The sequence below is a fragment of the Candidatus Nitrospira bockiana genome, assembly GCF_965152565.1.
On the sequence record NZ_OZ224215.1, the window covers coordinates 3,177,611 to 3,194,168 of the forward strand.

Here is a 16,558-nt window from a genome sequence, read left to right on the forward strand (position 1 = left end):
TCGGGGAACGTGCGGGCTCCTCGGGCACGGGAGGCTGCTTCCTGCAGCGATCGAACTGCCGCGAGTTTTCGCAAGGTAGACGCTTAGAATACCAATGAAAGCATCAACAACCAGGCAGAGTCGGCCGAGAGCGGATAATTGTTTGTCATGAGGATTGCGACGTGGAATGTCAACTCGCTGAAGGCTCGCCTCGAAAAGGTCATGTGGTGGCTGGATCGGGCGAAGCCGGACGTGCTTCTGATGCAGGAAACGAAGCTGGCGGATGTGGACGCGCCTGTCAACACGTTCAAGCAGGCCGGATACGAGCTGGTGCACCATGGCGAGGGTCGATGGAACGGCGTGGCGATCGCGAGCCGGTGCGGCATCGGCGGCGTGATCACGAATTTCGGCGAGCCGTTACGGCCGGCGCAAACGTCTGACATCGGCGATGATGAACCGCTAGCTGAGGCGAGGATGATCAGTGCCGAATGCGGCGGCGTACGCATCATCTGTGTGTATGCGCCGAACGGCCGGCTCGTGGACTCGCCGTTTTATGAAGCGAAGCTCCTGTGGTTCGACAGGCTGGCTCGCTGGATCAACGAGGCCGTCAGTCCGGATACGGCCGCCGTCATCGGCGGGGATTTCAATGTGGCGCCCGCAGATATCGATGTGTGGGACCCCAGCGCCTGTCATGGCGGCACGCACGTGTCCGATCGCGAGCGGCAGGCGTTTGCACGGCTGTTGAGCGCGGGATTCGTCGATGCGTACCGACTGCATCACCCAGAACCGGGGCGGTATACCTGGTGGGACTACCGCGCCGGTAATTTCCATAAAAACTTCGGCATGCGCATCGATCACCTGCTCGTGACCGCGCCCTTACAACACCGCGTTGTCTGGGCCGAAATCGATCGGGAGGCGCGGAAGGGAAAACCGTTACCCTCGGATCACGCCCCGCTGGTCATCGACCTCGACCGCCCCGGCTGTCCCTTCGATGCCGGCTGGGCATCCGCAGATGCGCGAATTGCGGCACGTCTGCAGAAGCCGCAATGAGCCCCCTGGGACTATCAGGGATAATAGAGAGCAGAGTCCCTGATTAGGCTTCCGAGGTGAGACTGAGGCGAGGAGGACTGGGCATGGCCGAGAGATCCACGTGCGAACCGGAGGCGTACTCCACCTCTCTAAGGGTAGTCAACGAAATAGTACTCTGAGCTGGCCCGGGTTTGACGAACACCAGGTTAAGACTCACCGACCCGTCGCTCGAATGCCAGTGGGCTCAGATAGCCCAGGCTTTGATGGAGCCGCTGGCGATTATAGAACCCTTCAATAAACGCAAAGATGTCCCGACTGGCTTCGTCCCGCGTGTGATACGTCTGGTGATGCACGAGCTCGTTTTTCAACGTACTGAAGAAGCTCTCGGCCACCGCGTTGTCATAGCAGTTGCCCTTCCGGCTCATACTCGGCGTGATGCCGACTTCGGCGAGCTGCCGTTGATACAGAAGCGCGCTGTATTGCGCGCCTTGATCGGAGTGATGAAGGAGGCCGGGGCGGACACGGCGTTGTCGCACGGCCATGTGCAAGGCCTGGAGCGTCAGCTGTTGATCCGGCTAGGGCAACTGCTATGACAACGCGGTGGCCGAGAGCTTGTCACCCTATGGTGCGGCTCCTGAGTCCGGATAAACGCGTATTTCACGCGGGCTCCCTCGCAAAGTACGCGGCGGCTTTTTTAAAATGTCCCGCTCCTCCGTGACCCGGGCGAGTTCACGTTTCAACCGAGCCAGTTCGGCCGCCGGTTCCGCCTGACGCCCTGACCCCGGGAAGGCACCGCCGTGCGCGGCGACTTCCTTTTGCCATTTGTAGAGACGATTGCGCGGGATGCCCAATTCACGAGCAATCTCGGCCGCCGGCCGTTGCCCCGCGTTCAAGAGTTGCATGGCTTGTCGTTTGAATTCCGGGGTGAACCGTCGTCGCTGCCCCATTGCCCACCTCCGTGGAGGCCATCGTGCCCCCTTTTGAGGTGTCCGTCAAACCCGGGCCAGCTCAACTCAAGATAGCGAAAATAACTGCGAAACCACCGGAATGGCTTGTGGCAGAAGTAGGTCAGGATCTTGCGGAAATGCTTGAGCAGGCCAGGATAGATAATGGACGGGTCATTCACCCCCGCCCCATCTACCAATTGCGTACCTTCCTCGAAAAGCATGCTGAACTGAGGGAGTACGAGCACCTGATATTATCCACTACAGACCTGGCAAATCTTCTCCTTGAAGCTGGAAAGGTCAGTCACGATCTTCACGAGCGGGCTAGGAGATATTTGCTAGCACGTGACAAGGATGGAGAAGTGGGCCTGCCTCCGTCGGGTTCCATTTTCGATTCACCCATTTACATCGATGACCTCGCTATTACGTACCTCCAGCAGGCACAATCTCTATCTGCGATTTGTCGGAGCGGGATAGATGTTAGAGTCCATCCATCGATGAAAGTAGAACAGTCAGCACTTGTTGCAGCGAGCAGAGAAGGGGAACGACTCTATGAGGAAATCGGGGTAATCCAGGCCACCCTACGGGAGGCCATAGAGGATGGAACTGCTGTATTTCTCCCACGACAAATTGTCGACGATGAGAAGATTGGGTCGATGTCCCATTTCCTTTCGGACACACGTCCATGCGACATTCTCTGCATCGATGACCGTTTCATGAATCGCCACGGGTTTCTCACCGACAAGAAGGGACGCAATGTCCCAATCATGTGCACTCTGGATTTGATCGGCCACTTAGAAAATCAGGGGGTATCGACACAGAGGCTAGACACGTCGTCTTACACAGACTTCGTGAGGCAGGTTTTGGGCTGATCCCTGTAACTCTCGATGAACTGGAACGACTCTTACGCAAAGCGAATTTCGACTCAGACAATAATTTGATCGAAAATGTAGAGCTTCGGGCGATTCGACAGTACCTTATGCGAATTCGCGGCTTGAATATGGTTCAGTCTCCGCTGGAGGAGCCTTTTCTTACACAGCTTCGGCTAACCTGTGTGCTTATGATCCGCCGACTCTGGCAAGATGACGATCTACCTGTTGAACGGGTAGTGGCTCTGACGGATTGGGTTTGGGATAACGTGTCACCTTCGCCTCTGGATTGGGAGCATGTGGCTCGTTTGGATGATCATGGCACTGCTTTACGTCAGAGGCATGTCAACTATCTGATCCCCCTACTGAGCCCTTTGGGACTCAAAGATCCAGTCAGATACGACGCTTTTCGGCAATGGATTGAGCGAAGTGTTATAGCACCGCTTCTGCCCGCGAATGATCGATTGATTGATGATTTGGCAGAAAGGACCAAGCTCGAAATAAATTCGCTAGTAAAACGGATGGTGATTACTAATTTCTGGGCCAGGCCTAAAATGGAGGCCTTGGCCCATGACACAGACGGCGCTGTCGGTTCGGCTCGTCGACGAACGATTGAGACGACATCAGTGTGTGCGGTGCGGGACACCGCATCGGCAGTATCGTCCGGGGGCGCGCACCCGCTGCCTCGCTTGCCGGTGGCGGTATCGACCCGATCGGGTCGCCCGTGAGCTGCAGATCTTGCAGCTCTTCTGCTTGGAGATCTCGGCGCTGCGGACGGCGCGAGAACTGCGCATGAGTCCCTTGCCGATCTGGCAGCGCTTTATGGCCTACCGCCGCTGTCAGCAGTCATCCAATAATCCCCAGGTGTGGTCATTGAATTTTCCCCACCCTCTAGCGGGAGGAGGAGGGAGATGGGACTTGACGATACGAGCGCGTCGACGATTATGCGCGCCCAGGAGGATCAACCTGGGGAGGCGTGCATGGTGGATCAGGAGCGGTGGGCGGAGATCCGACGGTTGTTTTATGAGGAGCGGGTGTCCATTTCGGAGATCGGGCGGCGATTGGACTTGGATCGCAAGACCGTCCGGCGCAGTGTCCGGCAGCCGACCTGGCAGCCCTATCGCCGAGCGGCGGTGGCGGAGACGCTGCTGACGGCCCATGCCGACTTTGTGCGGGGCCGTGCGCCCCAGGTCGGGTACTCGGCGCGGATTCTGTATCAGGAGCTGCGAGCGAACCGGGGCTACCTCGGCAGTTATGAGACGGTGAAGCGGTTCGTCGCGCCGCTCCGCGAAGTCCAGCTGCAAGCGGATCGGGCGCTCTTCCGGTTTGAGACCCCGCCCGGGCAGCAAAGTCAGATTGACTGGGGCCAAGCCCTGGTCCCCTTCCGCGCCGGTCCCTCGGTCGTGCATGTGTTCGTCCTCACGTTGGGGTTCAGCCGCCGGGGGTTCTACCACGCCTGTGCCGATGAACGGCTGGCGCAGTTTCTCGAGTCCCATGAACGGGCCTTTGCGCATTTCGGCGGCCATACCCGAGAACATCTCTATGACCGGCCACGCACCGTGTGCTATGCGGATGAGACCGGGCGGCGCCTCTGGAATCCCACCTTCAAAGCGTTTGCCGACTATTGGGGCTTTGAGCCTCGCGTGTGTCGGCCCTACCGGGCGCAGACCAAGGGCAAAGTCGAATCAGGTGTGAAGTATCTGAAACGGAACTTCCTGCCGGGGCGGATGTTTGTCGACCTCGTGGACTTCCAAGCCCAGCTCGATGAATGGAACGCCACGATCGCCGACCAGCGCGTGCACGGCACCACGCATGAGCCGCCGATCGTGCGGTTCGAGCGGGAACGGGGCCAGCTGGTGCCCTTGGCCAGGCAGCGCAGCTTCCAGCAGGAGGCGCGGGTGTCGCGCATCGTCGCCGACGACTATTTGGTTAGCCTCGACACGAACCGCTACTCCGTGCCCTTTGGCCTCATCGGCCAGCGGGTCGAGGTGCAGCGACGAGGGGACACGGTGCACATCTTCCATCGCGACCGTGAGGTCGCGAGCCATCCTGTGCTCCCCGGCCGCCACCAATTCCGCATTCTGCCCGAGCACGGCCCCGGGGCCATTGCGCGGATCTCTCGCCAGCGCCGCTCGACGCTCCGCGAGCCGGCCACACGATCGGCCCCACTGCCCGAGGTCGAAGTCCGGGATCTGGCGTGCTATGAGGCGCTGTGTGGTCGCGCGAGTGTGGTCGAGGTGCAGCCATGAATCCCGCCCAGCTCGAACGTCTTCGCGACCAGCTGACGCGCCTGCGGCTCCTGAAAAGCCGGGAACGCCTCGATGCCCTCTTACAGGAAGCGGCGGCCAAGGATCTCTCGTACGCAGACTTCCTCGACCAGGTCCTCGGCGAAGAAGTCGCCGCGAAGGCCGAGAAGAACATCACCATGCGTACCAGCCTGGCCCGGTTTCCGTTCGTGAAGAGTCTGGAGACCTTCGACTTCGCCTACCAGCCCTCCTTGGATAAGAAGCAAATCCAGCAGACGGCGACCTGTCACTTCATCGAACACGGTGAGAATCTCGTGATCTTGGGCCCACCCGGCGTGGGCAAGAGCCACTTGGCGATCGGACTCGGACTCAAAGCCATCGAGCGAGGATACCGGGTGTTGTTCACCACGGCCGCCGCCATGATCGCCACGCTCACCCGGGCGCTGACGGAGAATCGACTGGAGGACAAGCTGAAGCTCTACACGATTCCGCGGCTGCTGATCATTGATGAGATTGGCTATCTGCCGATTGACCGGACCGGGGCCAACTTGTTTTTCCAACTCATCTCGCGTCGCTACGAGAAGGGGCCGATGATTCTGACCAGCAACCAGAGTTTTGGCGCCTGGGGCGAGGTGTTTGGCGACCGGGTGCTGGCGACCGCGATCCTGGACCGGGTGCTCCACCACGCGATCACGATCAATATTCGCGGGCATTCCTACCGGCTGAAGGAAAAACTCAAAGCCGGCCTGGTGCGGGTCGAAGAAGCGTCACCGACAACCTAAACCTGGGTGGGGAATTTTCGATGACCGTAACTGGGGAAATTTGGGTGACCCTTGACACTACGGCTGTAGCTCCTGGCTTTACCGCGGAAAGTCGGTCTGCTCGAACACGATCAAGGTCTCGCGCCAGGTGGTCGAGACCATGCTCCTCGAGTCAGTGCAGCGGGACCTCTTCACCGAGGAGGCGTTGGGCCTCTTCAAACAGGAGACCGCCCGGCTGTTGGCCGAACGGCGTCGGACGACGGACCCGGAGATCGCTACGATGAAGACCCGCCTCGCTCAGGTCGAGCAGCAGATCGCCAACATGCTGGCCGCGATCAAGGACGGCTTCCGATCGGACACGTTGAGGCAGGACCTTGAGGCGGCCGAGCGGGAACGGGCTCGTTTGCAGGAACGACTGAATGTGGATGTCAAACGGCTGGAGAAGGTGACGACCTTTCTTCCGAACGTGGTCGAGCGCTTCCGGTCAATGTTAGCCGACTTGGCCACGGTCACACAGCCGCAGGTGAACAAGGCGCGGGGCATCCTGCGGGAGCTAGTGGATTGTAACAACTGAAATACTAGTATAAAATGGGCGTCCATCAGGGAGGACGCCATGACCTTAACCGACGTGGAACGCCGAGAACTGACGTGCCGCAGCCACCGTCGCAAAGGCCGGGCCGACGATGCCCGGCGGGCGCGCTGCATCTTGCTCCTGGCCGAGGGCGCGACCTGGGCCCAGATTCGTGGCCAGCTCCAGTGCGATGATACCTACATTGCACGCTGGAGCCGCCGCTTTACGGCAGAACGGCTGGCAGGGCTCTCTAGCCGCCACCGCGGGCAACCCGCCACGGTGCTCACGCCTGACCTGGAAGCGAAAATTCTGGAGTGGACGCGCCGCGGCCCGTCTGATGGCACGACGCATTGGAGTACCCGCCGGCTGGCGAAGCGGCTCGGCATCTCGCATATGATGGTGGCCCGCGTCTGGGCCCGGCATGGGCTCAAGCCGCATCGCCTCGAGCGGTACATGGTCTCGGATGATCCCGACTTTGAGCGCAAGGCCGCCGATATTATCGGGCTGTACTTGAATCCGCCGCAGCATGCCGCCGTCTTCTGCGTCGATGAGAAGACGGCGATTCAGGCCCTGGATCGCTTGGATCCGGTGCTGCCGCTCTCGCCGGGCCGCGCGGAGCGGCACGGCTTTGAGTATGCCCGCCATGGCACGCTCTCGCTGTATGCCGCCTTCGACACGCGCACCGGAGCGGTCCTGGGACGCACGGCGGAACGGCACACGTCGGCGGAGTTCGTCGCCTTCTTGACTGAGCTCGTCGCGCATCAACGGCGGGGGCAAGAGATCCATGTGATCCTGGACAATCTCTCCGCGCACAAGACCAAGCTGGTCGAGGCGTTTCTCACGGAGCACCCAACGGTCCGCCTGCATTTCACGCCGACGTACTCCTCCTGGCTCAACCAAGTGGAGAGGTGGTTTGCCAAGATTGAGCGAGACCTGATCGTACGGGGCATCTTCACGTCACAACACGATCTGAAACGGCAGATCATGCGCTATATCCGGCATTACAATAAGTCGATGAAGCCCGTGAAGTGGAAGTATGCCGATCCCCGGCATCGGATCACTATCACTTTGCCTGTTACAGTCCACTAGTCGGCAAGGAAATCCGGCTCCATCCGACCGCGGACGGCGCTGAACGGTACCTAACTGCTGAATTATCGGGAGATTATGCGGGGCTGGTGCGGCTGATTTTGGGGCCTAAAATAAGTTTGGTGGAGGGCAGGGGATTTGAACCCCCGACCCCAACGTTGCGAACGTTGTGCTCTCCCAGCTGAGCTAGCCCCCCACCTGATCGGATCCTGCTGCGAGCGCTTGCCTTGTTGACCGCGGGAACGACCTGCGCGGGATTGCGCGGGTACACGGGCCGCGGAGGAGACGGGGAGGAAGATGGGCGCTCGCAAACTGTCGCGCATTATACACGACGCGCCGCCACGACTCCACTACCGACCACCGAACGACGATCCGCTTCATCCCACCAGCGCTCGCTCGTCCAGGATTCGATGGAACCGAGGCAACACGACGAGATCGAAGACGGCGGCTTTGTCGGGGAACAGGGCCAGCGCGTGCCTCCGCGCCTCTTCGATCAACTCCCGCGCCGCCTCATAGGTCGAGACGGTGTGAGCCAGGTCGAACGCGATGCGATCGAGACAGCCTCGGAGTCGCTGGACCCGCACCTCCTCATCCATCAGGTCTTCGGCCGACGCCATCGTCAAGACGGGCTGATCAGGGACGCCGCGCCTGGCTCCGGAGGATTCGCAATCCTCACCCGGCGTCCTTCGACACTGAGCCGTCCCTCCGCATACAATTGAACGGCCCGCGGATAGATCTTGTGCTCCTGCTCGAGAATGCGCGCCGCCAGCGTGTCGGGCGTGTCCCCTTCCACCACCGGCACGGCCGCCTGAACGATGATCGGCCCTTCGTCGACGCCTTCGGTGACGAAATGGACGGTACAGCCGGCCAGCTTGACGCCCCAGTCGAGCGCCTGCTTCTGGGCGTCCAGACCGGGGAATGCCGGGAGCAGCGACGGATGGATGTTCATAATGCGATTGTGATAGGCGTCGATCAGCACCCGGGTGACAATCTTCATATAGCCGGCGAGCACGACGAGCTCGACCTCGTGCTTGCGCAAGACATCGAGGACGGCGGCATCGTAGGCTTCCCGGCTGTTCGCCTGCCCGGCGAACGGCTTGGGATCGAGAAAGACCTCCGTGAGGCCGTGTTGCCGGGCGCGCTGCAGGGCGGCCGCCTCCTTCTTATTGCTCACGACCACGGTGATCTCGGCCTGCAGGCGACCGGACTCGACGGCATCGATGAGGGCCTGCAGGTTCGACCCGCGCCCCGAGGCCAGCACGCCGACTTTCAGCTTACCGCCCGCCGTCCGTGCCGACATACTCAACCCGCGGCTCCTGGTCCCCGGCGATCATCTCGCCGATGATGTACGCGTTGTCCCCTTGCTTCTGGACGTTGGCGAGCACGGCATCGGCCGCTCCGGGCGCGACGACCAGCACGAGCCCGATCCCCATGTTGAAGACCCGGAACATCTCCTCGTCGTCGATCCGCCCCATCTTGGCCAGCAACCGAAAGATCGGGAGGATCGGCCAACTCCCGCGCCGAATCCGGGCGCGGCAGCGGGCGGGAAACACTCTCGGCAGGTTCTCGGTCAGGCCGCCGCCGGTGATGTGGGCGATGCCCTTCACCTGGCCCTCGGTGGCGAGCGCGATGATCTGCTTGGCGTAGATGCGGGTCGGCGTGAGCAGCTCCTCGCCGAGCGGGCGCTCGAGGTCGGACAGCCGGCTCTCCACGTGCAACCCACCCTCCTCGAAGAACACCCGGCGGACGAGCGAGTAGCCGTTGCTGTGCAACCCCGTCGAGGCGACGCCGATGAGGACGTCCCCGGGCTCGATGCTCCGGCCGTCGATGATCTTTGGTCGGTCCACGACGCCCACCGCGAACCCGGCGAGGTCGTACTCGCCGTCGGGATAGAACGAGGGCATCTCCGCCGTTTCCCCCCCGATCAGCGCGCACCCCGCCTGCCGGCACCCCTCGGTAATGCCTTTGACGATCGCTTCAGCTTTCGCCACCGACAACCGGCCCGTCGCCAAGTAATCGAGGAAGAACAGCGGCTCGGCTCCGCTGACCGCCACGTCGTTCACGCACATGGCCACCAAATCGATGCCGACCGTATCGTGACGGTCCATCAGAAATGCGATCTTCAGCTTCGTCCCCACCCCGTCGGTTCCCGAGACGAGCACCGGGTCGGTGTACCGAGCGGCGTCGAAGCGAAAGAGGCCGCCGAACCCGCCCAAATCGGTCAGCACCTCCGGGCGAAACGTGCTGCGCACCAGCGGGGTGATGCGGCGAACGAATTCATTCCCCGCTTCGATGTCGACGCCCGCTTCTCGGTAGGTGGACATGGAAAAGGTTCAGGTTGAGGGTAAGGTTAAGGTTGAGAGAAAAGTCGAGACATCGTCATGTTGATCTCTCCCCAAGAAGTCCATCCTGCCGATTCTTGCCCTCAACCTCAACCTCAGCCTTAACCTTTTCCGAAGTGGACATGGGGAAGGTTCTCAGCTTTAACCTTTTCCGAAGTGTGCCGGATGATACAGAAGCGCGAACGGCCGGTCAATGAATCAGCTCGACCAACGTCTCCAAATGGGCGGTTTGCGGGAACATGTCGAACGGTTGGATCCGGGTGATGCGGTATCCACCGCCAGTGAGCCTGCCGAGATCGCGTGCGAGCGTCGCGGGATCACAGGAGAGATAGAGCAGGCGTGGCGCGGCCACCCGAACCAATCCAGTCAGCGCGGCATCGGTCAGTCCCGTCCTCGGCGGATCGACCAGGACCAGGTCATACGTACCGGCAGCCGCCTCACTGAGAAACCGTTCGGCCTCGGCATGACGGAAGCGGCACCGCCCAATATGATTCACCCTCGCCGTGTGCCGGGCATCGGCCAGGGCCCAGCGATTGGCTTCGACCTCGGTGACCAAGGCACCGGCACGGGCGAGAGGGAGCCCGAAGAGGCCGATCCCGGCAAAGAGCTCCAGGAGACGAAGGCCCGGGGCCGGATTGACCCACTCGCGAATCGTCCGGGCGAGGTGCGCAGCCAGCGCCCAGTTGGCCTGCATGAACGAACGATGGCTGATGCGAAAGACGATCTCACCGAGCCGGTCCTCGAGGTAATCCTGCCCGTGCACCCACCGTCGGCCTTCTGGCCCTTCGACCACCTGCCCCACCACGCCCGTCAGATCGGCGAACCGTACAAACAGCGCGTGGGCCTGCGCACGAGACGCCGGGCCGACGTGAAACGAGAGCAGCAACGAGCTGGTTGTCGATGACCGCCGGATTTCCACTTCATGCAGGGAAACCGGGAGCATACCCGGCCGTCCCAGCCGCCGATGTACCTGCTCCGCGACGTCTCGGATCGCTTCGGGTACCAGGAGGCAGCCGCCCGTCTCGACGAGCGCATGACTCCCCTGCCGGCGGAAGCCCAGCATGTAGCCCGCCTCCGTCCGCCCGACGGCAAACCGCACCGTGCTCCGGGCGCCATACGGCGCCGGCGAGGGGACGACCGGCGGGATCTCCGCGAGTTGGATCTTCCCGACACGCGCCAGCGTTTCGGTTAATATCTCCCGCTTGAAGCGGAGCTGGGCCTCATAGGCGACGTGCTGCATCTGGCAGCCGCCGCACTGCTGATAGACCGGGCACGGCGCCGGCACCCGTTCCGAGGACGGCGAGAGGACATCGACCACGCTCCCCTCGACATAGCCCTTCCGCGACTCCTCCAAGGCGACCGCCACGGTCTCTCCGGGAATCGCTCCCCGCACCAGCACCACCCGTCCATCGAGCCGGGCCAATCCCCTCCCGCCTTGAACGAGCTTTTCAATGGTGCACGACACGACCGTGGCCGGCTGGCTCATGATGAGCACCGCTCACAACGCATTGTTTGCTCCCTCTTGAATCAATGTCCTATCCCGTGGCTTGCCATGGGACGGGCGTGGAGTTTCGGACTGAGCCTGGTGGACGCGGGCGGCACCGAGGAGGACCGCCCTTCAGCCTCTGGACGTGACGAGGAGAAGCTGAAAACGGCGGGCGCCCCTATCCTTCCGACCGCAACTCGATATTCAGCAGCTTGATCTTTCGGTGGAGGTGGCTGCGCTCGATCTGGAGATCGTCGGCGGTTCGCGAGACGTTCCAGTTGTGCTCGCGCAGCTTCCGGGTGATGTAGTCGCGTTCGAACGCGTTACGAGCGTCGCGTAGCGACTCATAGTTTTTCGCGGCCAGGCCCATGCCGGAGGGGGCCGGACCGCCGGCGGCGGATACGCCCGCCGCCGAGGGGCGCGGCTGCATGAACAGGGCCGCGTGCGAGGCGTCGATGACCTGACCGGGCACCATGATCATCAATCGCTCGATCAAGTTTCGCAGCTCGCGGATGTTGCCCGGCCAGTCGTAATTCTTCAGCACCTCCATGGCCTCCGGCGCCACTTCCTTCACCTTGAGCCCTTGCTCCTCGGCGTGGATTTGGATGAAGTGCCGCACGAGCAGCGGGATGTCGTCCCGGCGTTCGCGCAGGGGGGGCACCTCGATGGGCAGCACGTTCAAGCGGTAGAACAGGTCGTCCCGGAAATTCCCCTTCTCGATTTCCTGGGCCAGGTTCTTGTTCGAGGCCGCAATCACCCGGACATCGACCTTGATCACCTTGGTTCCACCGACCCGCGTGAATTGCTGCTCCTGGAGGACGCGCAGCACTTTGGCCTGAGTGTTCAGGCTCATGTCGCCGATCTCGTCCAGGAACAGCGTGCCGCCGTCCGCCTGTTCGAACTGCCCGCGCTTCTGGACCGTGGCGCCCGTAAAGGCGCCGCGCTCATGGCCGAGCAACTCGCTCTCGATGAGGTTCTCGGGGATGGCGGCGCAATTGACGGCCACGAACGGCCGGTCGCGCCGCGGGCTCGCGGTGTGGATCGCGCGGGCCACCAACTCCTTCCCCGTCCCGTTCTCTCCCGAGATCAAGACGCGCCCGTTGGTTGGACCCGCGGTCGCGATCAACTGGCGCAGGTGCTGCATCACCGGCGAGACGCCGACCAGCTCGAAGCGCCGCTCGACTTTCGTCCGCAGGGTCTGATTTTCCTCCTCGAGCCGGCGCTGGTCGAGCGCGTGCCGGATGCGCAGCGTGACGTTTTCGAGCGACAGCGGCTTCTCGATGTAATCGTAGGCGCCGAGCTTGACGGCTTTCACCGCCGTCTCGATCGAGCCGTGTCCGGACATCATCACGACCAGCAGCTTCGGCATCTGCTCGCGGGCCCGCTTCAATGTTTCGAGGCCGTCCATCTCGGGCATCCAGATGTCGAGCAGGACCAGGTCCGGCGCCTCGGTGACGATGATCTTCAGAGCTTCGCTCCCGCTCTTGGCGACCGTCACCTGATAGCCCTCGTCCTCGAGGATCGGACTGAGTGCGTTCAAGATCGCCACTTCATCGTCGACAATCAGGATGAATTCCATGGTTCCTCGTTCTGAATTGACGAGAGTAATGGAGTAACTGAGTAACTATGTAATTCACCGATTTACCAATTACAAGTTACTACGGCCCAATTACTGACTTCCTCGTTACACCGGCAGCTCGAACGTGAACACGGCGCCCTTCGGATGATTGTTGCCCGCGGTGATCTGCCCGTCGTGGTCGGTGATGATGCGATGGACGATCGCCAAGCCGAGGCCCGTCCCCGTTTTCTTTCGGGAGAAGTACGGGACGAACAACCGCTCCTGGTCTTCGGGGTTGATGCCCACCCCTTCGTCCGCCACCGAGACGACGGCGCGATGCCGCTTCGTATCGTACCGCGCCGAGACCCAGACGCGCCCCTTTTGGCTCATCGCCTGGATCGCGTTGTCCAGCAGGTTTACGAGGACGCGCTTCATCTGTTCCCGGTCGAAGTTCACCGGCGGGAGGGTCTCATCGAGGTCCACGTGGAACTCCACCTCGCGGTGTGCGCCGTGGTAGAGCGCCACCACTTCCCGGATCACCTCGTGGAGCGGCTGCCGGGTCATCTGGGGGAGCGGGAGGCGGGCGAACTTCGAGAACTCGTCCACCATTCGCTTCAGGCTCGTGACCTCGTTGATGATGACCTGCGTCGATTCGTCGAAGATCGTCTCGAAGTCCGGCGCCTTCTCGGAAAATTTCTTCCGCAGCCGCTGCGCGGACAACTGGATCGGCGTCAGCGGGTTCTTGATCTCATGCGCCACGCGGCGGGCGACCTCTTGCCAGGCCGCCACCTTCTGGGCCTTGATCAGCTCCGTCAGATCTTCGAACACGAGCACGAAGCCCAGGTCCTCCCCGGACTCGTTCCGCATTCGAGAGACGTTGAGGCCGACCGTCAGGAACTTCCCCTGGATCTCCATCTGCCCTTCCAGCGACAAGCTGTCGCGCTTGTCCGCCAAGGTGCGGTCGTAGGCCGCCTGGAAGAGGTCGAGCCCGAAGGCCTTGAACGCATCGTTGACCGGCCGGCCGCGGAGGGCATCGCCCTGAATGCCGAGGATGCGCTCGGCGGACGGATTCACCGTGGTGATCATCCCCGCGCGATCGATCGACAGCACCCCGCCCGCGATCGTATCGACGACCGCCTGCGTATAGGCCCGCCGGTCGTCCAGCTCCTGGTACGACCGGCGGAGCGAGAGGTTTGCCTCTTCCAGCTTCGACTTGCTCACCTTCAGATCGTGCGTCATGCGGTTGAACGATTCGACGAGCGTCCCGATCTCATCCGTCGCCTTGGCCTTGATCTGCACGTTGAGGTTCCCCTGCGCGATCGCCTCCGTGGCCTCGGCGAGGCGCTGGATCGGCACGGTGATGCCCCGGGCGACGTAGAACCCGAACCAGGTCGCCCCGAAGAGGATCATCGCCGTGATGACGCCGACGAAGAGGTAGGCCCCCGCCTTGATCGGATTCTTCATCGACTTGATCTGCTTGTAGTCGGTGTACTGCCGGGAGATCGTCTCCCATTTGGCGAGCAGGGATTCCGGGACGTAGTCGTCGACGACGACGACCCCGGCGACGGCGCCGTGCCGCATGCTCGAGGGGATGGGGACGGCGGCCCGAATGAGGCGCCCGTTGTGGGACTCCTGCACCGAGGTCAGCTCGCGGTTGCTGTTCAACACCTGCAGGACGAGCTGCCCGACCGGGAGATCCAGCACGACGCTCGGCACGTCCGGGTTCAACGTCTTCGTCAGCGTTTCCATCTTCGCCGAGAACACTTCCACGCCGGCCACGTTGTGCTCGGCCCGCTTGCGCGACATGGCGGCGACGAGCAGATCACGCTGCTCGGGCGTCAGCATGTCCTCGCGGAAGATTTCCCGGCCGATCGCTCGGGCGCTGTTGACCGCGAGCGCGATATGGCCCTCCCGATACATCCGGGCGACCTCATGCGAGTCTTTCAGCACCTGCTCGATCTGATCGTTGAACCAGACATCCACCGCCTTGTTGACGAGCCCGCTGGCAACGATCGCCAAGAGGACGGTCGGGACGAGCGCAAACCCGATGAACGCCGCCACGAGCTTGGCCCGGAAACCGGATCCGACCAGCCGATGGCGGCGCTCGAAGTACGCCTTGATCAGGTTCCGGGACAGCAGGAGCGTGAGCACGACCAGGCCGATCAAGTCGAGGTTGATCAGCAGGAGGACGAGCGCATAGCTCGGATTGGGAAGGATGCTGTCGGTCTCGACGCCGGCCGGCGCGGCATACTGCGAATAGTAGATCGTCAGCGCCATGCACGGGATCAGCAGGAGCAAGACGATCCAGACCGGGCGCAGCGAAGGCCCGCGCCGCTCGGTCTCTTGCTGCAGGTCGTCGTGGGACCGGCCCGGAAGGTCGTCTTCGTACAAGGGCCGGGGGGGCCGCAGCGCGGGCGTGTTCGGCTCGCGGGGTCCGGTCGCGCCGCCGTTGCCGTCAGGGTGTCGCGTCATCAGAGGTCCCGACCTCGGGCCTGCGCCCAGGAAGCTTCGAACTCATGATAGGGCTCACGGAACACCGATTCAAACAGCCCAGCGAAGTCCTTGGCCTCCCCGAGCCGGCTGAGCAGCTCGCGCAGGCGACCAAATCCGTGCCGATCGATCAGGAACTGCACCGCGCTGAAGCTTTGCGCATAGACGACGGCGGCATCGTCCGCCGGCAAACTGAGAAAACTGCCGTGGAGCGCGTGCAGCGGCCGCAAGTCGGCCGAGCGATGCCGGAGTTGCGCCTCGGACCAGGCCGGGGTGCGCCCCTCGAAGTACAAGGCCAATCCTTCCTCGATCCACGTCGGCGCCCGGCCGCGCGTGACCCGATGGAGCAAGGCATGCGTCACTTCATGCGCCAACACGGCGTCCGCCTCCCGCGTGGACGCGGCCACCCGCCGGAGGGCGAGATGGATCCGCCCGTCGAAGAGGCCGCCGGCCCAGGTGGGATTCCCGTCCACCTCCGCCAAGCGCCGATCCGAATAGAGAATAAGCACGAAGCGGGCGCCGGGTCCGCGAGGGAGCTGCGCTGCGATCCTGGCGTGCCACCGCTCCACCCGGCCGGCGACGGACCTCCCGAGCTCCGGCTGATCCGGCTCGTACTTCACGATGAAATGCGGGGTGCGAAAACGGTGGAGCCCCGATTCGACCGCGCGGGCACGGCCGGCGCCCTCGAGCCGATCCTGAACCACGACGTCGTTGGGATCGAGCCGCGCCGCCGCCTCGTAGTGCTCGATCGCCTCCGCCAGCTCATCCCGCCGCACCGCGAGATCGCCGAGGACGACGTGGGCTTGGCCGAGAAGCGGGTCCAGCCGCAAAGCCTGCACGAGCACGGGCGCCGCCAGGTCATCGAGGAACAGGTGGAATCGAGCGAGCCCGAGCCCCAACAAGACCGACGGATCGTTCGGCGCCTGCTTCGTTGCACGGGCAAAGGCGTCGGCCGCTTCGCGGTATGCTTCGGCGCGCAAGCGGGCCCACCCCTCGGCCGCCGGGCCCGACGCAGACGCCGCGACAGCGGGCCCGAGCCCGGCGGCCTCGAATTCCGAAGACCCTGAGGCCGGGACGACGAGGGCCGCGCCGAGCACGTACAGGGGCAGACAAGTCATCAGCCGTATCACGAACCCGTGGCGGTCACGAAGCGCCGAAGACTGCAGGCAGAACGGTCGGATGCGAGACGGGCAACGA

At 62.8% G+C, this 16,558-nt stretch carries 14 protein-coding genes, 1 tRNA gene and 1 pseudogene; 6 read left to right on the plus strand and 10 right to left on the minus strand.

Features of this window, described 5'->3' with window-relative positions:
- Nucleotides 1–147 precede the first annotated feature (147 nt).
- Complete coding sequence (locus tag ACWHYV_RS15445) at nucleotides 148–1,029, plus strand: exodeoxyribonuclease III (protein WP_447977387.1); 882 nt, start codon at nucleotides 148–150, stop codon at nucleotides 1,027–1,029.
- A 185-nt stretch (nucleotides 1,030–1,214) separates the two neighbouring features.
- Here the strand turns inward: ACWHYV_RS15445 and ACWHYV_RS15450 are convergent.
- Both ACWHYV_RS15450 and ACWHYV_RS15455 read right to left on the minus strand, forming a co-directional pair.
- Nucleotides 1,215–1,574 (minus strand): annotated as a pseudogene (locus ACWHYV_RS15450) (integrase core domain-containing protein); the annotation flags it as partial.
- A gap of 54 nt (nucleotides 1,575–1,628) precedes the next feature.
- Nucleotides 1,629–1,955, minus strand: coding sequence for a transposase (locus ACWHYV_RS15455; RefSeq protein ID WP_447977388.1), 327 nt, complete (start codon nucleotides 1,953–1,955; stop codon nucleotides 1,629–1,631).
- A 23-nt stretch (nucleotides 1,956–1,978) separates the two neighbouring features.
- Here ACWHYV_RS15455 and ACWHYV_RS15460 point away from each other — a divergent pair, with 23 nt between their 5' ends.
- The 5 genes from ACWHYV_RS15460 to ACWHYV_RS15480 all read left to right on the plus strand — a co-directional run bounded on the left by ACWHYV_RS15460 (nucleotide 1,979) and on the right by ACWHYV_RS15480 (nucleotide 7,488).
- Nucleotides 1,979–2,824 (plus strand): hypothetical protein, encoded by an 846-nt coding sequence (locus tag ACWHYV_RS15460; protein WP_447977389.1) that lies wholly within the window; start codon nucleotides 1,979–1,981, stop codon nucleotides 2,822–2,824.
- Between the two features lie 908 nt (nucleotides 2,825–3,732).
- Entirely contained in the window at nucleotides 3,733–5,070 is a 1,338-nt protein-coding gene (gene istA, locus ACWHYV_RS15465; protein ID WP_447977390.1) for an IS21 family transposase, read from the plus strand.
- On the plus strand, nucleotides 5,067–5,849 hold the full coding sequence (gene istB / locus ACWHYV_RS15470) for an IS21-like element helper ATPase IstB (RefSeq protein WP_447977391.1): 783 nt from the start codon (nucleotides 5,067–5,069) through the stop codon (nucleotides 5,847–5,849). Before istA ends, istB begins: the two co-directional genes overlap by 4 nt.
- Nucleotides 5,850–5,988: 139 nt before the next feature.
- Nucleotides 5,989–6,402: a hypothetical protein gene (locus ACWHYV_RS15475; RefSeq protein WP_447977392.1), complete on the plus strand. Its 414-nt coding sequence runs from the start codon at nucleotides 5,989–5,991 to the stop codon at nucleotides 6,400–6,402.
- Nucleotides 6,403–6,441: 39 nt separating this feature from the next.
- Nucleotides 6,442–7,488, plus strand: a complete 1,047-nt coding sequence (locus ACWHYV_RS15480) for an IS630 family transposase (protein ID WP_447976542.1) — start codon at nucleotides 6,442–6,444, stop codon at nucleotides 7,486–7,488.
- A gap of 117 nt (nucleotides 7,489–7,605) precedes the next feature.
- On the opposite strand, the gene ACWHYV_RS15485 is transcribed toward ACWHYV_RS15480, so the two are convergent.
- The 8 genes from ACWHYV_RS15485 to ACWHYV_RS15520 all read right to left on the minus strand — a co-directional run bounded on the left by ACWHYV_RS15485 (nucleotide 7,606) and on the right by ACWHYV_RS15520 (nucleotide 16,479).
- A tRNA-Ala gene (locus ACWHYV_RS15485) sits at nucleotides 7,606–7,681 on the minus strand.
- 181 nt (nucleotides 7,682–7,862) lie between these two features.
- Complete coding sequence (locus ACWHYV_RS15490; protein WP_447977393.1) at nucleotides 7,863–8,108, minus strand: hypothetical protein; 246 nt, start codon at nucleotides 8,106–8,108, stop codon at nucleotides 7,863–7,865.
- Nucleotides 8,105–8,785, minus strand: coding sequence for a phosphoribosylglycinamide formyltransferase (gene purN / locus ACWHYV_RS15495; protein WP_447977394.1), 681 nt, complete (start codon nucleotides 8,783–8,785; stop codon nucleotides 8,105–8,107). The genes ACWHYV_RS15490 and purN overlap by 4 nt, the downstream gene beginning before the upstream one ends.
- Nucleotides 8,760–9,809, minus strand: a complete 1,050-nt coding sequence (purM, locus tag ACWHYV_RS15500) for a phosphoribosylformylglycinamidine cyclo-ligase (protein WP_447977395.1) — start codon at nucleotides 9,807–9,809, stop codon at nucleotides 8,760–8,762. The genes purN and purM overlap by 26 nt, the downstream gene beginning before the upstream one ends.
- 208 nt (nucleotides 9,810–10,017) lie before the next feature.
- A complete protein-coding gene (gene rlmD, locus ACWHYV_RS15505; protein WP_447977396.1) occupies nucleotides 10,018–11,313 on the minus strand; it encodes a 23S rRNA (uracil(1939)-C(5))-methyltransferase RlmD in 1,296 nt (431 codons plus the stop codon).
- A gap of 178 nt (nucleotides 11,314–11,491) precedes the next feature.
- The gene (locus ACWHYV_RS15510) at nucleotides 11,492–12,892 is read right to left on the minus strand and encodes a sigma-54-dependent transcriptional regulator (protein ID WP_447977397.1); all 1,401 of its coding nucleotides are present in this window, start codon (nucleotides 12,890–12,892) and stop codon (nucleotides 11,492–11,494) included.
- 105 nt (nucleotides 12,893–12,997) lie between these two features.
- Nucleotides 12,998–15,343, minus strand: a complete 2,346-nt coding sequence (locus ACWHYV_RS15515) for an ATP-binding protein (protein WP_447977398.1) — start codon at nucleotides 15,341–15,343, stop codon at nucleotides 12,998–13,000.
- The gene (locus ACWHYV_RS15520) at nucleotides 15,343–16,479 is read right to left on the minus strand and encodes a peptidase MA family metallohydrolase (protein WP_447977399.1); all 1,137 of its coding nucleotides are present in this window, start codon (nucleotides 16,477–16,479) and stop codon (nucleotides 15,343–15,345) included. The genes ACWHYV_RS15515 and ACWHYV_RS15520 overlap by 1 nt, the downstream gene beginning before the upstream one ends.
- Between the last annotated feature and the right edge of the window lie 79 nt (nucleotides 16,480–16,558).